The organism is Amycolatopsis sp. CB00013 (assembly GCF_001905755.1).
GTDB classification, from domain to species: domain Bacteria; phylum Actinomycetota; class Actinomycetes; order Mycobacteriales; family Pseudonocardiaceae; genus Amycolatopsis; species Amycolatopsis japonica.
The window spans coordinates 495,399-521,961 of the sequence record NZ_LIWC01000004.1 but is presented as its reverse complement, the minus strand read 5'-3'; the positions used below and the strand labels follow the sequence as shown (position 1 = coordinate 521,961).

Here is a 26,563-nt window from a genome sequence, read left to right as displayed (position 1 = left end):
TCGAGAGCAGGGAGTACGGCTTTGGCGCAGGGGGAAACGCAACCGGTCGTCTCGGTGATCGTCGTGAACTACCGGGGGGCCGCCGACACCGTCACCTGCCTGCGCGCACTCGCTGAACACGATTACCCGAACCTCGAGGTCATCTGCGTCGACAACGCCTCCGGCGGCAGCGACGTCGCCGAGATCAAGGCCGCCGCACCGGGCGTCAAGCTCGTCGAATCGCCAGTGAACTCCGGCTTCGCGGGCGGCTGCAACCTCGGCGCGCGGCACGCCACCGGCACCGTCCTCGCCTTCCTCAACAACGACGCCCGCCCGGCCCCCGGCTGGGTCGGCACGGCCGTCGCCGAGCTGCGCGCCCAGCCGACGGTCGCCGCGGTGGCCAGCAAGGTCCTCGACTGGGACGGCACCGGCACCGACTTCGTCGACGCGGGCCTGACCTGGTTCGGCATGGGCTACAAACGCCACGCCGGCAGCCTGCTGGCCGACGTCCCCGCCGCCGAACACGAGATCGCCAAGGACGTCCTGTTCGCGACCGGTTCGGCGATGTTCGTCCGCGCCGGGGTGTTCGCCGAGCTCGGCGGGTTCGACGAGCGGTTCTTCATGTTCTACGAGGACGTCGACCTCGGCTGGCGGCTGAACCTGCGCGGCTGGCGCGTGCGCTACGTGCCCGAGTCGCTGACCTATCACAAGCATCACGCCACGATGTCCACAGTGGACGCTCCGGACTCCGGGCGCGAAACGTTCTTGCTGGAGCGCAACGCCTTGGCTGCGCTGTACAAGAACCTCTCCGACGAGACCCTTTCGCGCGCGCTCCCCGCCGCGCTGGCGCTGGCCGTCCGCCGGGCGACCGCGCGCGGGGACCTCGACGCCACTCAGTTCGATCTCGCCCAGGGTGTCGGCCCGGCCGAAACCGGCCCGGTCGAGGTGCCGAGGACGACGTTGGCCGGAGTACTGGCGATCGACCAGTTCGTCGAACTCCTGCCGTCGCTCACCGAGTCCCGTGCCGCCGAACAGGCCGCCCGCGTCCGCACCGACGCCGATCTGCTTCCCTTGCTGCGCAAGGCCTTGGAGCCCGCATACCCGCTGCCGCGCTATCTCGCCGCGCACGACGTGCTGGTCGAGACGTTCGGCATCGACGCGCTCTTCGGGCAGCGCCGCAAGGTACTGGTGATCACCGGTGACTCGATCACCGAGCGGATGGCGGGCCCGGCGATCCGCGCGTGGAACATGGCCGCGACCCTGGCCACGGAGCACGACGTCCACCTGGTGACGATCAACCCCCTCGCCGACCCGCCGCCCGCGGCGTTCCGGGTCAGCGCGGCGACCAGGCGCGATCTGGAGACACCGATCGCGTGGGCCGACATCATCGTCCTGCAGGGGCACGTGCTGGAGCTCGCACCGTCGCTCAAGGAGCAGTACGCGCACAAGATCGTCGTCGCGGACCTGTACGACCCGATGCATCTGGAGCTGCTCGAACAGGGAAAGGGCGTACCCGACGACAAACGGGCACTGGACCTCATCGGGGTCACCAAGGTCCTCGACGCACAGCTGGAGCGCGGCGACTTCTTCCTGTGCGCGTCGGAGCGTCAGCGCCACTTCTGGCTGGGCCACCTCGCCGCTATGGGCAGGCTCTCGCCGCGGCTGTACGACGCCGACCCGACCACCCAGTCGCTGCTGTCGATCGTCCCGTTCGGCCTGTCCCCGCAGGCTCCGGTCCGCACCGGACCCGGCCTTCGGTCCACTTTGGACGGCATCGGCGAGACCGATCACGTCGTGCTGTGGGCGGGCGGGGTCTACAGCTGGTTCGACCCGTTGACCCTGGTCCGGGCGATCGAACGGCTGCGGCAGCGCCGCGGCGACGTCCGGCTGGTGTTCCTCGGGATGAAACATCCCAACCCCGAGGTCACCGAGATGGACATCGGCGCGCGCACGATGCTGCTCTCGGACACGCTCGGGCTCACCGGCAAGCACGTGTTCTTCAACCAGCAGTGGGTGCCGTACGAGGAGCGCCAGAACTGGCTGCTCGACGCGAACTGCGGTGTCACCACGCACTACGAGCACGTCGAGACGACGTTCGCGTTCCGCACGCGGGTGCTGGACTACCTGTGGGCCGGGCTGCCGATCGTCACCACCGACGGGGACTCGTTCGCCGACCTGGTCCGCGAGGAGAAGCTCGGCGTCGTCGTCCCGGCCGAGGACGTGGACGCGCTGGCCGACGCGCTGGAAAAGGCGTTGTACGACGAGGAGTTCGCCGCCGGCTGTGTCGAGCGGATGGCCACCGTCGCCCAGCGCTACGCCTGGCCCGAGGCGCTGAAACCGCTGGTGGAGTTCTGCCGGAACCCGCGGCCCGCCGCGGACCGGCTGCCCGGTTCGGCGGACCTCGTGGTCAGCGTACCGGTGCGGGGCAAGGAAATGCTGCGCCGCGACGTCGACCTGATCCGCGAGTACCTCGCCGACGGCGGACCGAAGGAACTCGCGCGGCGCGTCGGCGGCCGGGTGGTCAAGGTCGCCAAGCAGAGGCTCGGCCGTGGCTGACCGCCCCTTGCGCGTTCTGCTCGACGGGACCCCGCTGCTCGGTGCCAGGACGGGTATCGGCCGGTACACCGTCGCGCTGTCCGAAGAGCTCGCCTCCATGTCCGAAGTGGACACCCGCGCGGTCGCGTTCACCTTGCGCGGCTGGCGACGGCTGCGGCACGTGCTCCCGCACGGCGTCCGGGCCCGCGGGATGCCGGTGGCCGCACGGCTGCTGCGGAAGGCGTGGCTGCGTTCGCAACTGCCGCCGGTCGAGCTGTTCGCCGGGCCGACGGACGTCGTGCACGGCACCAACTTCGTGCTGCCCGGCCGGTTCCGCGCGGCGGGTGTGGTGACCATCCACGATCTGGCCTTTTTGGAGGCTCCCGAGGAGCTCGCGCCGAGCGATCACGAGCTGCCGCGGCTGGTCCGGCGCGGCGCCCGGCTCGCCGACGCGATCTGCACGCCCACCAACGCCGTGGCCGACCAGGTCGCCGAACGGCTCGACGTGGACCGCGGCAAGATCATCGTCACCCCGCTCGGCGTGAACCCGGCGTGGTTCACCGCGCGCCCGCCGGATCCCGAGCGCCGCAAGGAACTCGACCTCCCGGACAAATACCTGCTCTTCGCCGGCGCCCCCGGCCCCCGGAAAGGCCTGCACTGGCTCCAGCAGGCCCACGAGGCCGCGTCGGATCTGCCGGATCTGGTGTTCGTCGGCCCCGGTTCGTTCTCGGTGGGCTCACGCTCGCGGCACGTCGGCTACCTGTCGGACGTGAACCTCCGGCGGGTCGTCGCCGGGGCGAGTGCGCTGGTGCTGCCGTCACGCGACGAAGGCTTCGGGCTTCCGGTGCTGGAAGCGCTGGCATCGGACGTTCCCGTGGTGTGCACGGACATCCCGGCGCTGCGCGAGGTCGCGGGGAACTGCGCGAGCCTGGTGCCCTACGAGGACGTCGACGGGCTCGTGGAGGCGCTGCGGATGGCCGTCAGCGACCCGCACGCCGTCGCCACCTCGGCCGCGCGCCGCGCCCACGTCGCGAACTTCACCTGGCGCGCGTGCGCCGAACTCACCGTCGCCGCGTACCGCCAGGCGAGCACGAAGCACTGACCTCCCGCATTTCGTCCTCTGAATGCGATCGCATTCAGAGGACGAAATGCGGGGCGGGGTCAGGAAGCGAAGTAGGCCTTCAGGGCATCGGACCAGTCCCGAAGCGGCGTGAGACCCGCCTCGCGCCACGAAGCGTTCGACAGCACCCCATAAGCCGGACGTGCCGCCGGACGCGGGAATTCCGCCGTCGTACACGGCTTCACCCGAGCCGGATCCGCGCCGAGTTCCGCGAAGATCGCCTTCGCGAACCCAAACCACGTCGTCGACCCGCCACCCGTGCAATGCAGCACGCGCTGCGAAGGCCCTTCACCCGCGGCGACCCGACCGGCCAGCTCCAGCAGTCCGGCGGCGAGATCTCGCGACCAGGTCGGCGAACCGGTCTGATCGTCCACTACGGACAGTTCCTCGCGCTCCTTTTCCAGGCGCGCCATGGTCTTCACGAAGTTCGCCCCGGTTTTGCCGTACACCCAGGACGTCCGCACGATCCAGGACCGCGCTCCGGACCCGAGCAGCGCGTCCTCACCGGCCGCCTTCGTCCGGCCGTAGGCGTTCAGTGGGCCCAGCAGGTCGCCGGGCTCATACGGCGAAGTCCCGTCACCGGCGAACACGTAGTCCGTGGACACATGGATGAGCGGAACCCCTCGCGACGAGCACGCGGCGGCGAGCACCCGGGGACCGTCGGCGTTCACCGCGAACGCCCGCTCCTCGTCGGTTTCCGCCGCGTCCACCGCGGTGTAGGCGGCCGCGTTGATCACCACCGGCGACGTCCCCGTCGCCCGCGCGCGGTCCGCCAGTTCGGTCACCGCGGCGACGACCTGGCCGGTGTCGCGCACGTTCAGCTCCGAAGACGACGGGGTCGCGGCCTCCGGGGCCAGCGCCGCGAGGTCCTGCCCGAGCTGACCGGATCCGCCCGGTACGAGAATGCTCAGCACCCGCTCACGCCCCCGCACGCTTCTTCAGCGGCTCCCACCACGACCGGTTTCCGCTGTACCAGGCGACCGTGTCGGCCAGTCCGTCCTCAAAGGACTGACGCGGCGCGTAACCGAGCTCCGTCGATATCTTGGTGATGTCGACCGAGTACCGGCGGTCGTGCCCCTTGCGGTCCTCGACCGGCTCGACGCTCTCCCAGTCCGCGCCGACGGCGGTCAGCAGCCGCTCGGTCAGCTCGCGGTTGGTGAGTTCCGTGCCGCCGCCGATGTTGTAGACCTCGCCCGGCCTGCCGCCGTCGGCGACGAGTTGGATGCCGTGACAGTGATCGTCCACGTGCAGCCAGTCACGTACGTTGAGCCCGTCGCCGTAGAGCGGGACCTTCTTGCCGTCGAGCAGATTGGTCACGAAGAGCGGGATGACCTTCTCCGGGAACTGGTACGGACCGTAGTTGTTCGAGCACCTCGTGACACAGACGGGCAGCCCGTGCGTGCGGAAGAACGAACGGGCCAACAGATCCGAGGACGCCTTCGACGCCGAGTACGGCGAATTCGGCTCCAGCGCGTGGTCTTCGGCCCAGGAACCCTCGTCGATCGAGCCGTAGACCTCGTCGGTGGACACGTGGACGAACTTCCCGACCTCGGCCTCGAGCGCGGCCTGCAACAGGGTCTGCGTGCCCAGCACGTTGGTCAGCACGAAGTCGGCCGCGCCGGCGATCGAACGGTCCACATGGGACTCGGCGGCGAAGTGCACGACCAGGTCGACGCCCCGCATGAGCTCGCTGACCAGGGCGCCGTCACAGATGTCGCCCTTTTCGAACCGGTAGCGCGGGTTCTTGCGCACCGGCTCCAGGTTCGCCTCGTTGCCCGCGTAGGTCAGCTTGTCGAGCACGATCAGCTCGGCGTCGGCCAAGCTCGGGTACGCGCCCGTCAGCACCTGCCGGACGTAATGCGAACCGATGAACCCGGCACCCCCGGTGACCAGCACTCGCATCCCGCGATCCTCCCTCTACGACTTCACCGACCGGCCGAGTGTGTCACGACCGGGGCAACCTTTCACCAGCCTACGGACGTCTAACACGAGGATCAGTAGAGTTATGGGCGAGGCACGCGTGTGCCCTGGGGAGATTCGTGGAGGACCGCACGTGACCGAGTGGCCCGGGCCACCCATTCCGGCGCGCCGTGGCGGCGGCGTCGTGGTGTTCGCCCGCCGCGGCGTGAAGGTCGTGTTCAGCCTGGTCTCGATCACGATCCTGGCGCTGACCTGGTGGGGCTGGCAGTTCATCGGTGACCCGTCGCAGGGCTTCGCGACCACGAACATCTTCGAGGACAACGGCCATCCACCGGCGAAACCGCTGGACGGCGCGATCGACATCCTGCTCGTCGGCCAGGACAGCCGCACCGACGCGCAGGGCAACCCGCTGCCGCGCGAGGTCCTCGACATGCTGCACGCCGGTGTTTCGGACGGCGAGCGCCAGACCGACACGATGATCCTGGTGCACATCCCCCAGAACGGTAAGAAGGCGGTCGCGATCTCCTTCCCCCGTGACTCGTGGGTCGAGATCACCGGCGGTTTCGGCAAGCACAAGCTCAACAGCGCGTACGTGTACGCCTACAACGACACGTCGAAGACGCTGCAGCAGCAGGGCAACTCCGATCTCAAGGACGTCGACGCCAAGGCCAAGGACGCCGGCCGCAAGAACCTGATCGCGACGCTGGAGAAGTTCATCGGCAAGCCGAAGATGATCGACCGGTACGCCGAGGTGAACCTGTCGAGCTTCTACGAGATCACCAAGGCGATCGGCGGCGTCGAGGTCTGCCTCAACAACGCGGTCAAGGAGAAGAAGTCCGGCGTGGACCTGCCCGCGGGCAAGTCCACCGTCGAGGGCGTGCAGGCGCTCGCGTTCGTCCGGCAGCGCTACGACCTGCAGAACGGCGACCTCGACCGGATCGCGCGGCAGCAGGCCTTCCTGTCGGGGCTGGCGAACAAGGTGCTCTCCTCCGACGTCCTGATGAACCCGGCGAAGATCTCCGACCTGATCGACGCTGTGAAGAAGTCGGTCGTGCTGTCGGCAGGCTGGGACCTGCCCGAGTTCGCCGCCCAGATGCGCGGGCTGACCAGCGGGAACGTCGAGTTCCACACCATCCCGACCCAGGGCGACGCGAATATCGGCGGCGCCGCCGTGCTCCGGGTGGACCCGGCGCAGGTGCAGGCCGAGGTCACCCGCCTGACCGCCGACGGCGAGACGGCACCGACGGAGACCCCGGCCACCCTGCCGGGCGCGGAAGCGGTGACCGTCGAACTCTTCGACGGATCCGGTTCGCCCACGGTGGCCACCGAGACCCGGAACCTGTTGCAGGGCAAGGGTTTCAAACTCGCTGCCGACACCAAGCTCAGCACCCGCAACTCGACGGTCATCCGGTACGCGCCGGGCGACGACGACGCGCTGGCCCTGATCAAGCAGGTCTTCGGCACCGCGGTGCAGGCCGAGGCGGACCGTGACGTCGCCCCCGGCAAGGTGCGGGTGCTGCTCGGCAAGGACTTCAAGGGCGCGAACGCGACCACGGCCCCGTCGAAGACTTCGATCCCGTCGAAGCCCGCTCAGCCGCCCTCCAGCGCTCCCGCGGCGCCCAGCACGACGCCGATCGTCGCGGGCAATGTGCCCTGCGTCAATTAATCCCGGGTACTCAGCGTGGCCGACCTCACGGTGGCATAGCCTTCTCTTACGATCGGACCAGCGACAACGCCAGGGGAGGTGATCAGGGATGAGCGACGAGGAAAAGAGCGTCAACGCGCGTTCTGAGCAGTTGGACGACGAGGAGCAGAAGTCCGAAGAGGACACCAAATCGGACACCGAGAGTGACGAAGAGCCCCAGTTCGTCCCGACGCCGCACCCGCGGAATCCGCCGCTCCCCCAGCCCTCCACGCCGGCCGAGGACGAAGACGAAGCCGTCTCGGGCACGCTCGTCGTTCCCGAACGCCCGCTGCGCCGCGCCGGCCGGATCACCCGCCGGATCGCGGTCGGCCTCGTGTCCTTGCTCGCCCTCGGCACGACGGGCTACGCGTACGTCACCAAGGACCAGCTGCAGAACAACGTCCCCACGACGAACGCCCTGAGCAAGCCCGACGATCCCGCCGCCCCGCCCGCCGACGACGGCGCGACCGACATCCTCCTGGTCGGCAGCGACGCGCGCACCGACGCGCAGGGCAATCCGCTGCCGCTACGGGTGCTCAAGGAGCTGCGCACCGAGGAGAAGCCGGGCGTCAACACCGACACCATCATCATCCTGCGGATCCCGAAGAACGGCGGGAAACCGTCCGGCGTCTCGATCCCGCGGGACACCTGGACCGACATCCCCGGCCGCGGTCCGAACAAGATCAATTCGGCTTACGGCGTCGCGAAGGCCAACTACACCAACGCGCATCGCGGTGAATCCGATCAGGCGAAACTCGAACGCGATTCCGATCAGGAAGGCCGCAAGGCACTGGTCCAGACCGTTCAGGACCTGACGCAGATCCGGATCGACCACTACGCCGAGGTCAATCTGCTCGGGTTCTATCTGCTGACCGAGGCGTTGGGCGGCGTCAAGGTCTGCCTGAACCACTCGACCGAGGACAAGGACTCCGGCGCGAACTTCCGGCGCGGCGAGCAGACCGTGTCGGGCGGTGAGGCGCTTTCGTTCGTCCGGCAGCGCAAGAACCTGCCGCGTGGCGACCTCGACCGCATCGTGCGGCAGCAGACGTTCCTGTCGTCGGCGCTGAACCAGGTGCTCTCGGCGGGGACGCTGACCAGCCCGTCGACGATGGCGGGCCTGATGGACGTCGTGCGCCGGTCGATCGTCCTCGACGAAGGACTGGACCTGCTGGAGTTCGCGCAGCAGGCGAAGGGGATCGCGTCGGGCGATCTGACGTTCACGACGATCCCGGTGGTGAACATCAACGGCCGCAGCGCCGACGGCCAGAGCATCGTCGAGATCGACCCCGCCGCCGTGCGGTCGTTCGTCTCCGGACTGGTGGGCCGGGGTGGTGGCGGTGGGGCGCCCGGGGCGGCTCCGCTGCTCGCCGCGTCGAGCGTTCCCTGCGTGAACTAGCGTTGGGGGCGTGAGCCTCACCGAACTGCTGCTGCGGCCCGTGCTCGGGTCGCCCGCGAAACCGCTGATCACGCACTACGACGACAAGCAGGGCAGCCGGGTCGAACTGTCCGTGGCGACCACGGTGAACTGGGCCGCCAAGACGGCGAACTGGCTGGTCGACGAGTTCGACGTCGAACCGGGCGACGAGGTCGCCGTGGTGCTGCCGTCGCATTGGCAGACCGCCGGTGTGCTGCTGGGCGCGTGGTGGTGCGGCGCCAGGGTGGTGACCGAGACCGCGGGCGCCCGGGTGGCGTTCGTCGCGCCGGGCGGCGCTTCCGACGCGGCCGCGACCGCCGTCGTCTCGCTGCACCCCATGGGTCTCGGGCTGCCCGCCGGCTCCGTACCCGACGGGGCGATGGACTACCTGACCGAAGCCCGGCTTTCGGGTGACCAGTTCAGCCCGCTGTTCCCGGTGCCCGGCGACACTCCCGCACTGGGCTCGTCCACTGTGGACGAAGTGCTCGCCGAGGCGCGCTCTCGCGCTTCCGGACTGGGGCTGTCCGCCGACGACCGCGTTCTGTCCACTGTGGAATGGGCCGGCGCGGAAGGGATCCTGGCCGGGTTCCTGACGCCGCTGGCGGCCGGTGCCCATCTGGTCCAGGTCACCGACGCGGATCCGGCCAAACTCGCTTCTCGACGCGAAGCGGAGCGGACTACCGCGGATCTCCCCTCCTGAAGTGCCAGGAACGGTCCTTTCCTTGCAAATTTTGCGAGGAAAGGACCGTTCCTGGCGTTGAGGTCAGGCGTCCTGGAGCTGCTTCGCCTCACGCTTGCGTCCGAAGAGCGCGTGGTCGAGCGACAGCTTCCCGGCATTGAAACCGAGCGCGAGCCCGGCGACCGCCAGGACCAGGACGAGTTCGTAACCGCCCTGACCGGTGAGGCCGTTGTCGAGGTGCACCGAGAGCAGGGCGCCGACGGAGACCACGACGAAGCCGAGGCCCACCAGCGGCGTCAGGAAACCGACGATGAACAAGATGGCTCCCACGATCTCCACCGCGATCGCGAAGATCGCCGCGAGCGTCGGGAGCGGGATTCCGGTCTGCTCGAAGAACTTCGCGGTGCCGTCGATCCCGTTTTCCCACTTCTGCAGGCCGTGTGCGAGGAAGACCACACCGACACCGATCCGGCCCAGCAGGAGGGCGACATCCTTGAAACGAGCGAACATCGGGTATCAGCTTTCTGGTCGGTGAATATTCAACTTACCCGGATCACGGTAGGGCACCGAGCGCCTCCGACGGCACCTCCGGAGCGTGATCGACAGGTACCCGACAGGAACTCCCATACGGCAGAATCCCCCTTCGTGACGGACGAACGGCTGGCCGGCCTCTGGTCGGACGAGATGGTGCATCCGGGCAGCGTCGAGTCCGTCGACCTGGCGTTTCGGGACGACGGCTCGGGATGGCTCTATTGGTCGAGCTGGAGCACCGAATTCGCGGTGTCCCGTTTCATGTGGTCGACGCCCGGCGAACTGGTCTTGAAGTTCCATCACACTCTCGGCGGCACGTGGTCGATCGAAGACGGTGTCACCCGTCACGAAGTCGAGTCCGACGAGAAAGAAGAGTCCGTCATCCGGCTCGGCTACGAAATCGCGCCCGGCGAGGATCCGTTCGGCAATCCGGTGACCCTGCTCTCGCTGGACCGCGCGTTGGACGAGCACCTGGCGGGATCGCGGTTCGCCTGGGTCGAGAAACCGGAATCGCTCAGCGACCCGTCCGCCGATGCTCCGCGGCCAGACCCGTCCAGCCGCCACTGACGGCCAGCAACTCGAGCACCCGCTCCGCCTGCTCGGCGAACCCGGCCAGATCGGCGTGCAGCAACGCAATCCGCTCGGCGTCGAGCGGGACCTCGTCGTCGGCCCACAGCTCGATGACCGTGCTGACGGTCCACACGAGGAACTGGATGATCCGGATGAACTCCTCGGACGGCTCGTCGACGGCGCCGCGGTACCCCGTCTCGATCTCGTCGCAGGCCGCGACCAGCTCCCGCAGCGGCCTGACGACGTCGGCCGCCGTCCCGTCCCACGCGGCCGACGGCCACGTGCGATCCCCGAGTTCGAGCCACAACCGCCAGCCGGCGATCAGCTCGGCCTCGTCGTGCGGTGTCCACGACACCGGAGCGAACCAGAACATCCTTCGAGAGTGACACCGGCGGCCCATGATCGCCGTACTTCCGTGAAGCATCTCACCGAGGGTCAAACCGATCGCCCGCGCGAACGGGTGCCTCTAACCTCACACCGTGCCCGCCACGAACCAGCCCTGGTCGGGCGACGACGAAAAGTTCAACCGCGCCTGCCACGCGCGCTGGCGCGAACGATTCAACCGCCTCGGTGACCGGCAGGGCGAGCAATGTGGCGGATGCGCCTTCTGGGTCGCCTTGCACGGACGGCTCGGCGACGACTACGGCGCCTGCACCAATGCGCGTTCGTTCTTCGACGGAGTGGTCCGCTTCGAACATGACGGTTGCACTGCTTTCACAGAACGCGGCGACCGCTCATTCGGCTGACGCGCGCCTAAGTACATGAAGGCCCCCTTCCTTGCGCTAGACGCAAGGAAGGGGGCCTTCATGTACTTCGAGGGGCTCAGCCCTTGAGCAGGGCGCGCGCCATCACCATGCGCTGGATCTGGTTGGTGCCTTCGTAGATCTGGGTGATCTTCGCGTCGCGCATCATGCGCTCCACCGGGAAGTCGCGCGTGTAGCCCGCGCCACCGAAGAGCTGCACCGCGTCCGTGGTCACCTGCATCGCGATGTCCGACGCGTACGCCTTCGCGGCCGCGGCCATGTAGCCGCCGCGCTTGTCGCCACGCTCGGTCGCCGCGGCCGAGGCGTAGACGAGGTTCCGCGCGGCCTCGATCTTGATGCCCATGTCGGCCAGCATGAACTGGACGCCCTGGAACTCCGAGATCGACTTGCCGAACTGCTTGCGCTCCTTGACGTACGCGATGGAAGCGTCGAGCGCGCCCTGCGCGATGCCCAGCGCCTGCGCGCCGATGGTCGGGCGGGTGTGGTCGAGGGTGCGCAGCGCGGTCTTCAGGCCGGTGCCGGGCTCGCCGATGATGCGGTCGGCCGGGATGGTGGCGTTCTCGAAGTGGATCTCGCGGGTCGGCGAGCCCTTGATGCCGAGCTTCCGCTCCTTCGAGCCGACGGTGAAGCCGGGGTCGTCCTTGTGCACGACGAACGCGGAGATGCCGTTGGCCTTCTTCTCGGCCTCGGGGTCGGTCACCGCCATCACGGTGTACCAGGACGATTCACCCGCGTTGGTGATCCAGCATTTGGTGCCGTTCAGCACCCAGTGGTCGCCGTCGAGCTTCGCGCGGGTGCGCATCGAGGCGGTGTCCGAGCCGGCTTCGCGCTCCGAAAGCGCGTAGGACGCCGAGGCCTCGCCGGAGGCGATGGAAGGCAGCACGAGCTTCTTGAGGTCTTCCGACGCCGAAAGGATGATCGGCACCGTGCCCAGCTTGTTGACCGCCGGGATGAGCGACGCCGACGCGTCGACCCGCGCGACCTCTTCGATGACGATGCAGGCGGCGATGGCGTCCGCGCCCTGGCCGTCGTAGGCCTCGTCGATGTGCACGGCGTTGAAACCCGACTTGACCAGCGCGTTGTACGCCTCGATCGGGTAGCGCTCGTTCTCGTCGACCTCGGCCGCGTACGGCTCGATCTCCTTCTCCGCGAGGGCACGCACCGCGGCCCGCAGCTCCTCGTGCTCTTCGGCAAGCTGGTACAGACCCGGGCCGTCAGACACCTTCGTCACCTCTTCTAACCGCGTTTGGGAGTTTGACCGATGTTAGCGCTCGTTCACATGGTGCGACATCGCGAGCGCTTGTGTCTTTGACCGCAAAGTCCGTACGTTCGAGTGATGGAGCTCACCCCGTTCCCCCGGTCGCTCGATTATCCCGAGGTCCCGGTCGGCTCGGTGCTCGCCGGCGCCGCTGCTCGCTGGGGCTCCCGCACGGCCTTCGCCCACGGAGACCAGAGCCTCACCTTCGCCGAGACGTACAGCGCGGCCTGCCGGTTCGCGAACGCCCTGCGCGCCGAGGGCATCGGCCGGGGCGACGTCGTCGCGCTCCACCTGCCGAACTGCCTGGCGTACCCGGTCGCCTACTACGGAACGCTGCTCGCCGGGGCGACTTTCAGCCCGGCGAATCCCCTGCTCCCGCCCGACGACCTCGCCGTCCAACTGGCTGATGCCGGGGCGGTCGCCGCCGTCACCGTCGGCCCGTTCGCGCGCGTGCTCGCTTCGGTGCGCGATCGGACGTCGGTCCGGCTGACCATCGTCGTTCACCCGCCGGAGGCACTCGGGCAGGGAGAGGTCGAGTTCACGGAGTTCCATTCCGGTCACTCCGACGAGCGGCCGGACGTCGAGATCGACATCTACCGCGATCTCGCCCATCTGGCGTACACCGGCGGCACCACCGGACGATCGAAAGGTGTCCGCCTGCCGCATCGGAACGTCGTGGTCAACAGCCTGCAGAGCTCCTGCTGGCGACTGGGCGCGGTCCCCGCCGTCGACGATTCGGGAGAAGTGATCGTCGAGCAGCTCGGCGGCCCGGACGAGTGGCCGTCGCGGATCGGCACCGGGATCGCCCTCAACCTGACGCCGTGGTTCCACGCCATGGGCACCATCGCCGCGCTCAACGTCCCGCTGCTCGACGGCGGCACCATCGTCCTGCACGACCGCTTCGACCCGGCCGCGTACGTGGCCGACGCCGAACTGCTGCGGGTCACCACGATCGGCGGCGCGCCCGCGCTGTTCGCCGCGTTGCTCGCCTGCCCCGAGTTTCACACAGCCGACCTGTCTTCGGTACTGACCATCGGTTCCGGCGCGGCGCCGATGAACCACGAGATGATCCGCGCCCTGCAGAAACGCTTCCCCGGTGTGCTCGTCATCGAGGGTTACGGCCTCACCGAGGTCACCATGGGAGCCGTCATCGCGCCGGCCTACCGCTCCGCGGTCCGGAAGGTGGGCTCGGTCGGCCTGCCGCTCCCCGACACCGAGATCAAGATCGTCCCGGCCGAAGGCGGCGAAGATCCTTTGCCCGCCGGGGAAAGCGGCGAGGTCTGCCTACGCGGCCCGCAGGTGATGATCGGCTATCGCGACCGCCCCGAGGAGACCTCGGCCGCGCTCGTCGACGGCTGGCTGCACACCGGCGACATCGGCATCCTCGACGAGGACGGCTATCTGTCCATTGTGGATCGCAAGAAGGACATGCTGCTGTACAAGGGATACAACGTCTTCCCGCGCGAACTCGAAGAGCTGCTGATCACCCTGCCCGGCGTCTCGGCGGCGGCCGTCGTCGGCAAACCGGACACCGAGGTCGGCGAACTACCGGTCGCGTTCGTGGTGCGCAGCGACGAGAACGTCACGGCCGAACAACTCCTGGAAGCCGTCGGCGCACGCGTGCTGCCGTACAAACGACTGCGGGCGATCCACTTCGTCGACCAGATCCCCGTTTCGGCGGCCGGGAAAGTGCTCAAACGGGAACTGCGGAAGCAGCTCGCCGACTGAACCCCGCGCGTTTCGTCCTCTGAATGCGATAGTTCGCCATCGAACCACCGCATTCAGAGGACGAAATGCGGGGTCAGCCTTCGACGCGTTTCCGCAGCGCGGAGTCCTTGTCGAGCACCAGCTGCTCCAGATCCGCCTGGAATCGCGCCATTTTCGCTTGAAGCTCCTCATCGGACGCGGCGAGGATGCGCACCGCGAGCAGACCCGCGTTGCGCGCCCCGCCGACGGAGACCGTCGCGACCGGGACACCGGCGGGCATCTGCACGATCGAGAGCAGTGAGTCCATGCCGTCGAGGTACTTCAGCGGCACCGGCACCCCGATCACCGGCAGCACGGTCGCCGAAGCGACCATGCCCGGCAGGTGCGCGGCACCGCCGGCGCCCGCGATGATCACGCGCACACCGCGCGAAGCGGCCGAAGTCGCGTAGTCGAGCATCCGCTGCGGAGTGCGGTGCGCCGAGTAGACGCCGACTTCGTATTCGATGCCGAACTCGGCCAGCGCCTGCCCGGCCGCTTCCATCGTCGGCCAGTCCGAATCGCTGCCCATGATCAGGCCAACCTGCGGCGACATACTCAGTTACTCCTAGTGGATCTCGTAGCCGTCGAGCCAGACGGCGTGGGAAAGCCAGTGCGCGGCGAGCAGCGCGCGGTCGCGCAACTCCTCCATGCGTTCGCCGACGAGGTTGACGTGGCCGAGTTTGCGGCCGGGGCGTTCTCCCTTGCCGTACAAGTGAACGCGGATGTCCGGGTACCGCGCGAACAGATGGTGCAGCCGCTCGTCCGGGCCCATCTCCGGTGCCTCGGGCGCGCCGAGGACGTTCGCCATCACACAGGCGGAGGCGATCAGGTCGGTCACCCCGAGCGGGTAGTCGAGCACGGCCCGCAGGTGCTGCTCGAACTGCGAAGTCTTCGAACCGTCCTGGGTCCAGTGGCCCGAGTTGTGCGGGCGCATCGCGAGTTCGTTGACCAGCAGGCCTTCGTCGGTCTCGAACAGCTCGACGGCGAGCAGGCCGGTCACGTTCAGCGTCGCGGCGATCCGCAGCGCCAGGTCCTGCGCCTCCTGCGTGCGTTCGAGGCTCAGCCCCGGGGCGGGGGCGAGCACCTCGGTGTTGATCCCGCCGGACTGCACGGTCTCCACCACCGGCCACGCCGCGCCCTGCCCGAACGGGGACCGGGCCACGAGCGCGGACAGTTCGCGCCGCATGACGACCTTTTCCTCGACCAGCAAGGGGGTTCCGGCGTCGAGCAGTTCGGGGACGGTCTCGCGGGCGTGCTGCGCGGTGTCGAGCATCCAGACACCGCGGCCGTCGTAGCCGCCCTGCGCCGCCTTGAGCACCACCGGCCACGAGTGCTTGTCCCCGAAGGTCAGCACATCGTCCACAGAGGACACTTCGGCGAAGGCGGGGCCGGGGATCTCGAGCCCGGCCATCATCTCGCGCATGACGAGCTTGTTCTGCGCCATCGACAACGCGGCCGGATCCGGCCGGATGGTGACGCCTTCCATCGCGAGCGTCAGCAGGTGCTCGCCGGGAACGTGCTCGTGGTCGAAGGTCAGCACGTCGACCCCGGCGGCGAACGAGCGCAGCGCTTCGAGATCGGTGTGGTGGCCGTGCACGACCTCGCCCGCGACGAGGCCGGCGGATTCGTTCTCCCCGGCGGCCAGCACGCGCAGGGACTGGCCGAGGGAGATCGCCGCCTGGTGGGTCATCCTGGCCAGCTGTCCGCCGCCCACCATGCCCACGATCGGAAGACCGGTTCGTTTGTCCATAACGTCGTGCAGATTACTTGGCCGCCACCGCCGCGACCTGGGCGGACCCGCGTCGCAGCTCCCGCACGGCCAGGCCTGTGATGGCGATCGCAGCGGTGAGGACGTAGACGTTGCCGAGCAGCGACCACCCCAGCCCCCAGCCGAACTCGGTGTCCCCGCCGTTGGGCACGAACATGATCACGCCGCTCGCGAACAGCACCGCGACGCCCGCGGCCGGAACCCACGATCGGCGGACGACGAGCAGGACGAGCAGCGGCACCGTCCACACCCAGTGGTGTGACCACGACACCGGCGAGAGCAACAGCCCGTAGAACGCGGTCACCAGCAGCGCGCCGACCGGGTCGCCGCGGCGGTGCAGGCGCACGACCAGCCAGACGGCGGGAACGGCCAGGACTGCGGCGACGGCGACGGCCACCGCCAGTGACCACGACGCGAGTTCCGAAGCGCGGTTCACCAGGCCGTTGAGTGACTGGTTGAAGATCCAGTGCACAGAGCCGACCCGGCTGGGATCCGTCGCCGACTCGGTCCAGAACCGGACGGCGTCACCGGGGATCACCGCGAACATCACGGCTTCGAGGGCGACGAACGTGCCCAGCGCCCGCAGCGCGTCCTTCCAGCGTCCGGTGAAGAGCAGATGCGGCACGAAGATCAGCGGCGTCAGCTTGATCGCGGCCGAGATCCCGATCAGCACCCCGGCCCAGCGCGAACCGCGCGCCGAAAGCACCAGGACGTCGACGACGATCAACGCCATCAGGATGAGGTTGATCTGCCCGAGGAAGATCGTCTTCCAGACCGGCTCCAGCGCCAGCGCGCCCGCCGTGGCCAGCGGCAGCACCCACCATCGGGTGAGCGGGGCGCCGCAGGCGCGGGCGACGACGGAGATCACGACGCTGAGGCAGACCAGCGACAGAGCGCCGACGACGCCCCAGGTCAGCCCGGCGGGCACGATCGCGAGCGGCAGGAACAGCGGCGCCGCGGCCGGGGTGTAGGTGAACGGCAGCAGCACCCACGGCGGCAGCGTCGTCAGCGCCTCGCGGGTGTAGAGCGGTTCGCCCTTCAGCAGCGTGAGAGCGCCGGCCCGGTAGACGGCGCTGTCCGCGCCGAGGTGCCATTCGCCGAGCCACGCGACGACGCCCAGCGTGAGCATCGCCAGCGCGAGCACACCCGCCAGCGTGATCCCGACGAGCCGGGCCTCAGCCGCCGGACGTGACTTCAGCATGCTTTCCGGTGTCCCCCGTGCCCTGCTTCCGCCGCAGGTACCACCAGCGTCCGGCGAGCGCGACCGCCAGCACCAACGGCATGAAGATGTACGCGCTGCCGAGGATGTTCTGCCACACCTTCCAGTGCAGCTCGACGTTGCGGCCGTTCGGCAGGATCAGCAGCACACAGCTGATGAAGACGAAGAACACCGCGAAGGTGCCGAGCCAGCGTTTCCACGCGGTGGCGGGCGTGGTCTTCGGCAGGCGCGAGACCAGCAGGACGACCAGCGGCGCCACCCACACCCAGTGATGGGTCCAGGAGATCGGCGAGATCAGCAGGATCCAGAACGCCGTCACCAGCATCGCCGCGAGCGCCTGGCCCTTGCGGTGGAAGCGCAGCACCAGCCAGATCGCCGGGATCGCGAGCAGCGCGCCGATCCCCATCGCCGCCTTCGACGCCCAGGGCGCGAGTTCGGTGAAGCGGTTCATCAGCGCGTTCAGCGACTGGTTGCCCGCCCAGTGCACCGGGCCGATGCGGCCGGTGTCGGGCAGCGTGTAGGTCCAGTAGCGGGCCGCGTCGTGCGGGATGATCAGGAACATCAGGCCCTGCATCACGACGAACGTGATGAGCCCGCGGACGGCGTCCATCCGGCGGCCGGTGATGAACAGATGCCCCAGGAACACGATCGGGGTGAGCTTCACGGCGGCCGCGACGCCGACGAGCACGCCGCCCCAGCGGCTGCCCCGCGCCCCGATGACCAGGATGTCGAGCATCACCAGCGCCATCAGGATGATGTTGATCTGGCCGAGGAAGATCGTGCGCCACACCGGTTCGAGGCCGAGGAAGACCAGGAAGAACGCGATCGTCGACCGGGCGGGCGATGCCCACCAGCGGGGACCGTCGGTCGAGGGCTTCGGCAGCGCGCCGATGGCGATCCGGACGCACAGTGCCAGCGCGAGCAGCGAAACCGCGGTCAGGAGCCCCCAGGCGACCTGCGTCGGGACCATCGCGAGCGGGATGAACAGCAGCGCGGCCGTCGGCGGGTAGGTGAACGGCAACAGCGCCCACCACGGCTCCACCGGAAGGGTGTTCGCGTCGTACAGCGGGTCACCGTTGAGCAAGGTCTCGGCACCGGCGCGGTACACCGCGCTGTCCACGCCCAGCACCCATTCGTGCTGCCATCCCCAGATGCCGAAACCGATCGCGACCAGCGGGATCACCGACAGGATCAGGATCGACCTCGGCCGGACGGACAAGCGGGCGAGCGACTTCCGCAGCGACAGACGATGCTGCGGTCGGCTCGCCGAAACGTCGCCGTTGGCGTCGGCGTCAACAGTCCGGGTCACGCAAACAGGAAATCATGAACCGGGTTGTGCCTGGTCGACAGGGTCGCCCGTGACCTGGAGAACCTCTTACGCTAACCCAGCGTCAGGAGCGGGCGAGGGAGCCGAGCAGATCGCACGCCAGGTCGTAGGTCGCCGGGAGCCGGACCGCCGAAATCTGCGGACGGCCCGTGTCGCGCAACTGCGCGTCCACCGAAAGCCGCTCGTTGAGCGCCCTTCGCAGCGCGACGCCGGACGAGGCGAGCCTCACGTCCTTCGGCACGAGGGCGCCCGCGACGGACGGCCCGATCGAGGCGACGCTCTCCCCGCCGTCGAAAACCTGCTTCAACGCGTCCGCGACCAGGATCATCCCGGTCAGCCGGGGCCAGCCCGCGACCGAACTGAAGTCCATGGAGACCACGAGCAGCGTGTGCGCCTCCGCGACCGGCCGCTCGTCGCGGCGGGCTTGGCGGTACAGCTCACTCAGCCGGGTCCTCAGGTACGCGGCGGTGGGCAGACCGGTGAGGGGTTCGGTGACCTCGGTGTTCACCAGCTGGTCGGTCGCGACGTCCGCCCACGCCAGCGCCGTCACCCGGAGTAGCCGGGAGGGCGTGGAGTCGACATCCGGAGCGAGGAAACCGTCCACCGCGTCCGGGTCGGCGAGCACGGCGTGCAGCGCCGCGAGGTCCGCGAGCGTCTCGGCCAGTCCCGCGCCCGCGGCGGCCCGTGCCCGGCCCAGCCCCGCGAGGGCGGTCTCCGCCACTTCCGCGGGAGCGACCCGGCCGTTCTTGATCACCGCCGCGCAGACGGCGTCGACCTCGGGCAGGCCCCAGTCGCTGGGGAAACGCCAGCCCGCGGCCAGGCTGGCCGTCCGCCAGCGGGCCCGCAGTGCGCGGAGCGTGCGATCTCGTTCGAACCGGTTCCAGGCGGCTTGCCCGTCGGATCCCCCGGACGGCGCACCGGTGGCCGGTACGTCCACTGCCCACCGCCCCTTTCCGTTCCGATCTTTTCGATCTTGCGATCGCTTCACGGTGGGGACGCCCGTCGACGCCGCGCGTGACGGCGTTTTTCAAGGATCTTTCCGAACTCTTCGGTAACCCATCCTGGGTGATGGCGTTGCGCCCTCCGGGTCATCGAAGGGACCGCGAGGTGACGTGCGTCGCCCGTTCCGTCACACTGAGCGTGTTCGGGCGTTAGGAAGAGTAGACCCGCCTAACCCGCAGATGAAGGAGCCCCGTGTCCACCGTTCCCGCCGATCTCTCCGGTAAGAGTGACGCCGAGCTGATCGCCGAGGTGCGTGACGGGAAGATCGCGTCTTACGGAACCCTTTACGAGCGTCACGCCGGCGCGGCGCACAACCTCGCCCGCCAGCTCGCCCGCTCGAGTTCCGAAGCCGACGACCTCGTTTCGGAAGCCTTCGCGAAGGTGCTGGACACGCTGCGCGGCGGCAAAGGCCCCGACGCCGCGTTCCGCGCGTACCTGCTGACCGCGCTCCGGCACACCGCCTACGACAAGACGCGCAAGGACAAGCGCGTCGACCTGAACGAGGACATGTCCGACGTCGGCGGTGCCGTCGGCGAAGCGTTGACCGTCCCCTTCTCCGACACGGCCGTCGCCGGGCTCGAGCGCACGCTCGCCGCGAAGGCGTTCGCCAGGCTGCCCGAGCGGTGGCAGGCGGTGCTGTGGCACACCGAGATCGAAGGGCAGACGCCCGCCGAGGTCGCGCCGCTGCTGGGGTTGACCGCGAACGGTGTCTCCGCGCTCGCCTACCGGGCGCGTGAAGGCCTGCGGCAGGCGTATCTGCAGGTCCACCTGGCCGAGAACTCCGCCGAACGCTGCCGCGCGAGCGCGGACAAGCTCGGCGCGTGGACCCGCGACGGATTGTCCAAACGCGAACGTGCCCAGGTGGAGAACCACCTGGACGAATGCGAGAAATGCCGCGCGCTGGCCGCAGAACTGGCCGACGTCAACACCGGTCTGCGCGGGATCATCGCGCCGATCGTGCTCGGTGGCGCGGCTCTCGGATACCTGGCGACGACCGGGGCGGGCAAGGCGGGCGCGGTCACCGCGGCCGCGACGGCCGCCGCCGCGGGTTCGACTTCGGGCGGCGCCGCCGGTGCCGCCGCGGCCGGACCGCGCCAATTCGCCGGTGTGGCCGGATCGAGCGCGGCCATCGTCGCCGCCGTCGCGGTGGCGCTCGCCGCCGGTGGCGGCACCCAGGAGATCCCGGCCGCCGCCGCGGTCCCTCCGCCCGCCGTCGCGCCTCCGGCGCCGCCTGCCGCCCCGCCCCCGGCTCCGCCCGCCGTCCCGCCGGCGCAGCAGCCCGTGCCGCCCGCCCAGCAGGAGCCACCTCCGGCCCAGGCCCCGGCACCTGCCCCGACGCCCACCCCCGCCGAGCCGCCCGCACCCACGCCGGTGATCCCGGCGCCTCCGGTGATGACGGCGTCGACCCCGCCCGGCGGTGTCCAGCTGAGGCCGGGCGAACCGGCCGACCTGCCGATCACCGTGCGCAACGACGGCGGAACGAAGTCCGAGCCTGTGGCCGTCTCGCTGAACCTGCCGAAGGGGGTGCGGGCCATTCCCGCCGCCGGCGGCGGTGGGGCGATGGGCGCCAACGGCTTCCGGCAGCAGGCACCCGGCCCGATCACGGTGAGCTGCCCCGGCGGCACCGGCACGGTGACCTGCCGGACCGGTACCGGTCTCGAACCGGGCCAGTCGGCGGTGCTGAAGTTCCGGCTGCGCGCCGACGGGACGGCCGAGGACGGCAGCGTGGTCACCGGTTCGATGACGGCGGGCGCGCAGATCAAGGTGTCGATCGAGGTGAAGGTCAAGGTGCCGGCGCCGCAGGACGCTCTCACTCTGCGTGCCAATAGCGTCTGGCCGTCCTCGTATCCCTGGATCCCCAATCCGCGGATGACCATCGACGTGACGAACACCGGTGAGTCGACGAAGCCGGTGACGATCACTCTCGACCACCGCGTACTCCACTCGTGGAGCTTCTCCGGCATCCGATGCACTCCGACCGGCGAAGGGGCGTCGTGTACTTCGCGTGGCTCGCTGACCCCGGGGCGTGAGGCGCACCTGACAGTAGTGCTGAAAGGCCGCCCGGCGGACGGGATGCCGGTGACGGTGAACGCCACCCTCGGCACCGCCAAGGCGAAGCCGGTCGCCGTCTACCTCGACTGCTGGCGCCACATGTGTGACGACAACTCGCTGCTTCCGCCGACTACGGTGCCTTCGCTGCCTTCGGTCACTTCGAAGCCTTCGGTCCCTCCGGACACGACGAAGCCTGGGCGTCCTGGATGGCCTGTCCCGACGAAGAAGCCTTCGCCGGCCGTGACGTCTTCGGAGCCCGCGCAGCAAGAGCCGGCCCAGCCGGAGACGACCACCACCACGAGCGCGCCGCCGCGGCCCGGAAAGTCCAAGCCGTCCACCCAGCCCAACGGAGTGGTCGACCGCATTTTCCAGTAGCGTCGCCCGCATGCTGGGGAAGCATCGCGAGCTGCTGCGGTTCGTCCTGGTCGGGGGCGCGAGTTTCGTCATCACGATGACGATCACCTACGGGCTGAAGTTCACCGTGCTGACTGACAAACCGGTGACCGCGCTGGTCATCGGTGTCCTGGTGGCGACCGTTTTCTCGTACGTCGCGAACCGTGAATGGTCCTTTCGCTCCCGCGGCGGCCGCGAGCGCGCGCACGAAGCGGCGCTCTTCTTCCTGCTCAGCGCGATCGCGCTCGGGCTCAACGCGCTTCCGCAGCTGATTTCGCGGTACGTGTTCAAGCTGGAGGAGCCGCATGTCTCGCTGCTGACCCAGGAGGTCGCCGACTTCGTCAGCGGGGTGCTCGTCGGGACCCTGCTCGGTACGGCGTTCCGGTGGTGGTCGTTCAAGAAGTGGGTCTTCCCGCAGGCCGGCGCGCGGCCGCGGCTGGTGCGGGGCGGCGGACGGGAGATTTCCGGCATTCCCGACGATCCGGCCGCCTGACCACCACGTGGTAGCAAAGGTCCCTTGCTCCCCCGGTCCCGTGGGTGGTGAGTGGCGTTTCGTGTTCTAACCCGAATCGCCACTCACGACCCACGCGCCGAAACACCCAAAGCGTCATATATCGCGCTGTCCATCCCCTGCCGACCCGTTCGGCGGGCGACGCGAATTAGACTGATCTGGTGACCGTGGTCGAATCCGTCCTTTCCAGGACGCCCGAGCCGCTCCGATCCGTGCTGATCAAGCACCGTGAGCTGTTGAAGTTCGCGATCGTGGGCGGCACGACGTTCCTGGTCGACAACGGCGTCTGGTACCTGCTGAAACTCAGCGTGCTGGAGTCGAAGCCGACCACGGCGAAGGCGATCGCGATCATCGTCGCGACGATCGTGTCGTACATCCTCAACCGCGAGTGGTCCTTCCGCACCCGCGGCGGCCGCGAGCGGCATCACGAGGCGGCGCTCTTCTTCGTGATCAGCGGGATCGCCGTGGTGGTCAACCTGATCCCGCTCTACACGTCGCGCTACATCTTCGATCTCGAAGTGCCGCACGTGACGCGGTTCGTCCAGGAGTTCGCGGACTTCACGAGCGGGTCGATCATCGGCATGCTGCTGGCGATGTTCTTCCGCTTCTGGGGTTTCAAGAAGTGGGTCTTCCCCGATGAGCTGGGCAAACGCCGCCGGGACAGCGACGAGCCGGACGACGACGTCGTTCCGCTCCACTGAAACACTTGTCAAAAGACATGTGATTGTCTAGGGTCATCCATGTCAACGTTCCTTCACTGATGACGCCGGCCGGGTTCGTACGGTCGAGCGGGACGAATTCGAGGTGATCGCCAAGCGCGAAGAGGACCGCATCCGGTTCGGATGACGGTTGAGCCTTTTCCCGTCTTGGCGGGGATCCGGGGCTGCTTTCGAGCACTGCTCCGCGTCCCTCGCGTTCCCTCGTTTCTTCCAGTGAACGGATCTCATTCTTGAGCACCACTCTCGGCGCGCCTCCGCGCGCCCGAAACACCCTTGCCCTCGTCGGGCTCTTCGCCGCCGTGTTCCTGGCGATGCTCGACGCCCAGGTCGTCGCGACCGCCCTGCCCCGCATGGTCGGCGAGCTCGGCGGCGCCACGTCGTTCGCCTGGGTCACCACGTCCTACCTGCTGGCCGGCAGCGTCAGCGCGCCCGTCTACGGGAAGCTCGGCGATCTCTTCGGCCGCAAGCGCGTCGTCCTCGTCGCGATCGCGCTGTTCGTCCTCGGCTCCCTCGCCTGCACCCTCGCGCCGACGATGCCGCTGCTGATCGCCGCCCGCGTCCTGCAGGGCATCGGCTCCGGCGGCCTGTTCGTCGCGGTCGCCGCGATCATCGGCGAACTGTTCCCCGGTCGCGAAGGCGCTCGCTACTTCGCCTGGTTCTCGATCTGCTTCGCCGGGTCCTCGCTGGCGGGCCCTGTCGTCGGCGGCGTCCTGACCGACCTCGCGGGCTGGCGGTCGATCTTCGGCCTCAACGTGCCGATCGGCCTGGTCGCGTTCGGTGTCGTCGCACGCTTCCTGCGGCTCGAACGACGCCGGACCGCCGCACCGTTCGACTTCGCGGGCATCGTCGTCCTGTCCGGCGCGATCGTCGGCCTGACCCTGGCGACTCCGCTGTCGGCGTCGATCGGCGCGGTGCTGCTCGTCGCCTTCCTGCTCATCGAGCGCCGCGCGGCCGAACCGGTCGTCCCGCTCCGGCTGTTCCGCTCCAGGATGTTCAGCCTGAGCGTGCTGGCCAGTGCCGCGGCCGGGTTCGTCTTCCTCGGTTCGGTCAACTACCTCGCGCTGTTCCTGCAGACCGCGGGTGGCGCCGGGCCGTCCGAAGCCGGGCTCCTGCTGCTGCCGATGACGCTCGCGGTCGCCGCGTCGTCGATGGTCGCGGGCCGCGTCATCGCCAAGACCGGCGCTTACCGCTGGGCGCCGATCCTCAGCATGACCCTCGGCCTCGCCGCCGCGCTCGCGATGTCCACAATGGACGAAACAACGCCGTTGCCGCTCGTCGTCGCCTATCTCGTCGTGTTCGGCGCGGCCGCCGGGCTCAACATGCAGGTGCTTTCCATGGCGGCACAGCAGAACGTCGCCAGGACCGACCTCGGCGCCGTTTCGGCGACCGTCGGCTTCCTTCGCTCCCTCGGCACCACTGCCGGGCTGACCGTTTTCGGCGCCGTGTTCACGAACGCCTTCACCGACGACAGTCCCGCCGGCTACTCGTCCGCGCTCGGCGGCGTGTTCTGGGTAATGGTCCCCGCCCTCGCCGTCGGCCTCGTCGCTTCCCTCTTCCTGCCGCGCGTTTCCTTGCGGCGCAACCACTAAGGAGTCTTCCGATGATCCTCGTTCTCGGTTCCACCGGCAAAATCGGCCGCGAACTCGTTCCCGCGCTGCTGGACAGGGGCGCTCGAGTCCGTGCCCTGACGCGCGATCCCTCCCGTGCCCGGATCGATCCGCGTGCCGAAGTCGCCGTCGGTGACCTCGACGCCTTCGAACCGGCGCTGCTCGACGGCGTCGAGCGCGTGTTCGTGCTGACCTCCGGCCACGGCTCGGACCCACTCGCCCAGGAACAAGCCGTGCTCAAGGCCGCCGCCGGCGTCTCACACGTCGTCAAGCTCTCCACCACCGGCGTCCACTTCGGACAGACCGATCCGATCTCCCTCGTGCACGCCGAGGCCGAGCGGGCCGTGCGCGAGGCCGGGCCGGACTGGACGATCCTGCGCCCCGGCACGTTCATGGACAACCGGTTCGCCTGGCTGCACGCCGTTCGCGGCGACGGCGTCATCCGCGTCCCCGAAGGCGATCCGGCGTCCGCGCTGGTGCACGTCCGCGACATCGCCGAGGTCGCCGCGACGGTGCTGACCGGCGACGGACACGCGGGCAAGACCTACCCGATCACCGGCGGCGAAGCGCTCACGACGCGGCGGCAGGTCGAGATCCTGGGCGACGCGCTCGGGCGGCGGTTGACCTACGTCGAGGAGCCCGAAGCCGCTTCGCGCGCCCGGATGCTCGGGTTCGGCTGGCCCGCTTCGGCGGTCGACGGGATCTTCGAACTCAAACGGCAGTCCGCTGGGAAGGAGGAGATCGTGTTCGACACCGTTGGCGAACTCCTCGGCCGGGCGCCGCTGACGTTCGCGGACTGGGCTCGCGAGCACGCCGCTTCCTTCGCCTGATCCGTGAAGGCCTCCTTCACTACCTTCAGAGTAGGGAAGGAGGCCTTCACGGACTTGAGACCCAAACGTGGGCCGAAAGGGTTAATGGGTTGGGCTGGCCCCCGCGATACGCGATACTCATCAGGCGTTTAATTCTCGCCGGTCCGCTGTCCGGACCTCGCGTTGTTCGTGACCGGCCCTCTCGCTTAACGTGCCGCGTCGGGGAGACAGGGGGAACCGTATGAACGAACGCCTTCGCGTGCTCGTGGTCGACGACCATCCGCTGTTCCGGTTCGGGGTCTGCACACTGCTCGACAACGAACCGCTGATCGACGTGGTCGGCGAGGCCGCGAGCGGCGCGCACGCGATCAGCGCGGCGAGCGCGCTCGCGCCCGACGTCGTGGTCATGGACCTGCATTTACCCGATATCAGCGGTGCCGAGGCCACCCGGCACATCGTCGCCGAACGGCCCGGCGTCGGCGTGCTCATGCTGACGATGGCCGACGAAAGCGAATCCGTTTTCTCCGCGATGCGGGCCGGAGCCCGCGGATATCTGCTGAAAGACGCGGAACCCGACGAAATCATTCGTGCCGTGCACGCCGTCGCGAGGCGCGAAGCGATCTTCGGGCCCGACATCGCGACCCGGGTTCTCGGCTTCTTCAATCACACTCAGCCGACCACGGACACGGTGTTCCCGGACCTCACCGTCCGCGAACGAGAGGTCCTCTCGCTCATCGCGGGCGGGCACAGCAACACCGCCATCGCCAGCACGCTGTGTCTCAGCCCGAAGACCGTGCGGAACCATATTTCGAACGTCTTCAGCAAGCTTCACGTCGCGGATCGCGCCGAAGCGATCGTGCGCGCCCGTGAAGCGGGGCTGGGTCGCTGAAAAAGCGACCCCGATAAGGGCGGCTTTTCGGGCAATTCCGGGACCGGAGTCCCATGCGCTCGGGACA

24 protein-coding genes are annotated in these 26,563 nt (G+C 68.9%); 14 read left to right on the top strand and 10 right to left on the bottom strand.

Features of this window, described 5'->3' with window-relative positions; genetic code table 11:
* The first annotated feature begins 21 nt into the window (after positions 1-21).
* Positions 22-2,535, top strand: coding sequence for a glycosyltransferase (locus AMK34_RS29200; protein ID WP_073847486.1), 2,514 nt, complete (start codon positions 22-24; stop codon positions 2,533-2,535).
* The gene (locus AMK34_RS29195; RefSeq protein WP_073847485.1) at positions 2,528-3,616 is read left to right on the top strand and encodes a glycosyltransferase family 4 protein; all 1,089 of its coding nucleotides are present in this window, start codon (positions 2,528-2,530) and stop codon (positions 3,614-3,616) included. Before AMK34_RS29200 ends, AMK34_RS29195 begins: the two co-directional genes overlap by 8 nt.
* Before the next feature lie 59 nt (positions 3,617-3,675).
* Here the strand turns inward: AMK34_RS29195 and rfbD are convergent, their stop codons facing one another.
* Positions 3,676-4,548 (bottom strand): dTDP-4-dehydrorhamnose reductase, encoded by an 873-nt coding sequence (rfbD, locus tag AMK34_RS29190; RefSeq protein WP_073847624.1) that lies wholly within the window; start codon positions 4,546-4,548, stop codon positions 3,676-3,678.
* A 4-nt stretch (positions 4,549-4,552) separates the two neighbouring features.
* Positions 4,553-5,536 carry a dTDP-glucose 4,6-dehydratase gene (rfbB, locus tag AMK34_RS29185; RefSeq protein WP_038519200.1) on the bottom strand — a complete coding sequence of 328 codons (984 nt, stop codon included), beginning with the start codon at positions 5,534-5,536 and terminating at the stop codon, positions 4,553-4,555.
* Between the two features lie 151 nt (positions 5,537-5,687).
* On the opposite strand from rfbB, the gene AMK34_RS29180 reads away from it, so the two are divergent.
* The 3 genes from AMK34_RS29180 to AMK34_RS29170 all read left to right on the top strand — a co-directional run bounded on the left by AMK34_RS29180 (position 5,688) and on the right by AMK34_RS29170 (position 9,352).
* Positions 5,688-7,220, top strand: coding sequence for an LCP family protein (locus AMK34_RS29180; protein WP_038519202.1), 1,533 nt, complete (start codon positions 5,688-5,690; stop codon positions 7,218-7,220).
* 88 nt (positions 7,221-7,308) lie between these two features.
* Positions 7,309-8,634: an LCP family protein gene (locus AMK34_RS29175; protein WP_073847484.1), complete on the top strand. Its 1,326-nt coding sequence runs from the start codon at positions 7,309-7,311 to the stop codon at positions 8,632-8,634.
* Positions 8,635-8,644: 10 nt separating this feature from the next.
* Positions 8,645-9,352 (top strand): TIGR03089 family protein, encoded by a 708-nt coding sequence (locus AMK34_RS29170; RefSeq protein ID WP_073847483.1) that lies wholly within the window; start codon positions 8,645-8,647, stop codon positions 9,350-9,352.
* A 63-nt stretch (positions 9,353-9,415) separates the two neighbouring features.
* Here the strand turns inward: AMK34_RS29170 and AMK34_RS29165 are convergent, their stop codons facing one another.
* Positions 9,416-9,841, bottom strand: a complete 426-nt coding sequence (locus AMK34_RS29165; protein WP_007031884.1) for a DoxX family protein — start codon at positions 9,839-9,841, stop codon at positions 9,416-9,418.
* 135 nt (positions 9,842-9,976) lie between these two features.
* Between AMK34_RS29165 and AMK34_RS29160 the strand changes: the two genes are divergently transcribed.
* Positions 9,977-10,429 (top strand): hypothetical protein, encoded by a 453-nt coding sequence (locus AMK34_RS29160; RefSeq protein ID WP_073847482.1) that lies wholly within the window; start codon positions 9,977-9,979, stop codon positions 10,427-10,429.
* Here AMK34_RS29160 and AMK34_RS29155 read toward each other — a convergent pair.
* Positions 10,377-10,805: a hypothetical protein gene (locus AMK34_RS29155; protein WP_037332246.1), complete on the bottom strand. Its 429-nt coding sequence runs from the start codon at positions 10,803-10,805 to the stop codon at positions 10,377-10,379. The genes AMK34_RS29160 and AMK34_RS29155 overlap by 53 nt on opposite strands.
* A 106-nt stretch (positions 10,806-10,911) precedes the next feature.
* On the opposite strand from AMK34_RS29155, the gene AMK34_RS42355 reads away from it, so the two are divergent.
* Positions 10,912-11,178: a DUF3027 domain-containing protein gene (locus tag AMK34_RS42355; protein ID WP_083650027.1), complete on the top strand. Its 267-nt coding sequence runs from the start codon at positions 10,912-10,914 to the stop codon at positions 11,176-11,178.
* 76 nt (positions 11,179-11,254) lie between these two features.
* Here AMK34_RS42355 and AMK34_RS29145 read toward each other — a convergent pair whose 3' ends face one another.
* Positions 11,255-12,427 carry an acyl-CoA dehydrogenase family protein gene (locus tag AMK34_RS29145; protein ID WP_174492065.1) on the bottom strand — a complete coding sequence of 391 codons (1,173 nt, stop codon included), beginning with the start codon at positions 12,425-12,427 and terminating at the stop codon, positions 11,255-11,257.
* A 105-nt stretch (positions 12,428-12,532) separates the two neighbouring features.
* Between AMK34_RS29145 and AMK34_RS29140 the strand changes: the two genes are divergently transcribed.
* Complete coding sequence (locus AMK34_RS29140) at positions 12,533-14,182, top strand: class I adenylate-forming enzyme family protein (protein WP_073847481.1); 1,650 nt, start codon at positions 12,533-12,535, stop codon at positions 14,180-14,182.
* 73 nt (positions 14,183-14,255) lie between these two features.
* Here the strand turns inward: AMK34_RS29140 and purE are convergent, their stop codons facing one another.
* The 5 genes from purE to AMK34_RS29115 all read right to left on the bottom strand — a co-directional run bounded on the left by purE (position 14,256) and on the right by AMK34_RS29115 (position 19,451).
* Positions 14,256-14,753 carry a 5-(carboxyamino)imidazole ribonucleotide mutase gene (gene purE, locus AMK34_RS29135; protein ID WP_038519216.1) on the bottom strand — a complete coding sequence of 166 codons (498 nt, stop codon included), beginning with the start codon at positions 14,751-14,753 and terminating at the stop codon, positions 14,256-14,258.
* 12 nt (positions 14,754-14,765) lie between these two features.
* Positions 14,766-15,950, bottom strand: coding sequence for a 5-(carboxyamino)imidazole ribonucleotide synthase (locus AMK34_RS29130; protein WP_073847480.1), 1,185 nt, complete (start codon positions 15,948-15,950; stop codon positions 14,766-14,768).
* A 13-nt stretch (positions 15,951-15,963) separates the two neighbouring features.
* A complete protein-coding gene (locus tag AMK34_RS29125; protein ID WP_073847623.1) occupies positions 15,964-17,169 on the bottom strand; it encodes a glycosyltransferase 87 family protein in 1,206 nt (401 codons plus the stop codon).
* Complete coding sequence (locus tag AMK34_RS29120; RefSeq protein ID WP_038519224.1) at positions 17,144-18,496, bottom strand: glycosyltransferase 87 family protein; 1,353 nt, start codon at positions 18,494-18,496, stop codon at positions 17,144-17,146. Before AMK34_RS29120 ends, AMK34_RS29125 begins: the two co-directional genes overlap by 26 nt.
* 82 nt (positions 18,497-18,578) lie before the next feature.
* Positions 18,579-19,451 carry a hypothetical protein gene (locus AMK34_RS29115; RefSeq protein WP_037332256.1) on the bottom strand — a complete coding sequence of 291 codons (873 nt, stop codon included), beginning with the start codon at positions 19,449-19,451 and terminating at the stop codon, positions 18,579-18,581.
* 257 nt (positions 19,452-19,708) lie between these two features.
* Here AMK34_RS29115 and AMK34_RS29110 point away from each other — a divergent pair, with 257 nt between their 5' ends.
* From AMK34_RS29110 to AMK34_RS29085, 6 genes are all read left to right on the top strand, one after another.
* Positions 19,709-21,943, top strand: a complete 2,235-nt coding sequence (locus AMK34_RS29110; protein ID WP_073847479.1) for a sigma-70 family RNA polymerase sigma factor — start codon at positions 19,709-19,711, stop codon at positions 21,941-21,943.
* Positions 21,944-21,953: 10 nt separating this feature from the next.
* Positions 21,954-22,454 carry a GtrA family protein gene (locus tag AMK34_RS29105; protein ID WP_038519230.1) on the top strand — a complete coding sequence of 167 codons (501 nt, stop codon included), beginning with the start codon at positions 21,954-21,956 and terminating at the stop codon, positions 22,452-22,454.
* Positions 22,455-22,633: 179 nt separating this feature from the next.
* The gene (locus tag AMK34_RS29100) at positions 22,634-23,173 is read left to right on the top strand and encodes a GtrA family protein (RefSeq protein ID WP_016331373.1); all 540 of its coding nucleotides are present in this window, start codon (positions 22,634-22,636) and stop codon (positions 23,171-23,173) included.
* Between the two features lie 248 nt (positions 23,174-23,421).
* The gene (locus tag AMK34_RS29095) at positions 23,422-24,780 is read left to right on the top strand and encodes an MDR family MFS transporter (protein ID WP_038519233.1); all 1,359 of its coding nucleotides are present in this window, start codon (positions 23,422-23,424) and stop codon (positions 24,778-24,780) included.
* A gap of 11 nt (positions 24,781-24,791) precedes the next feature.
* On the top strand, positions 24,792-25,628 hold the full coding sequence (locus tag AMK34_RS29090) for an NAD(P)H-binding protein (RefSeq protein ID WP_073847478.1): 837 nt from the start codon (positions 24,792-24,794) through the stop codon (positions 25,626-25,628).
* Between the two features lie 220 nt (positions 25,629-25,848).
* Complete coding sequence (locus AMK34_RS29085) at positions 25,849-26,496, top strand: response regulator (protein WP_073847477.1); 648 nt, start codon at positions 25,849-25,851, stop codon at positions 26,494-26,496.
* The last annotated feature ends 67 nt before the right edge of the window (positions 26,497-26,563 follow it).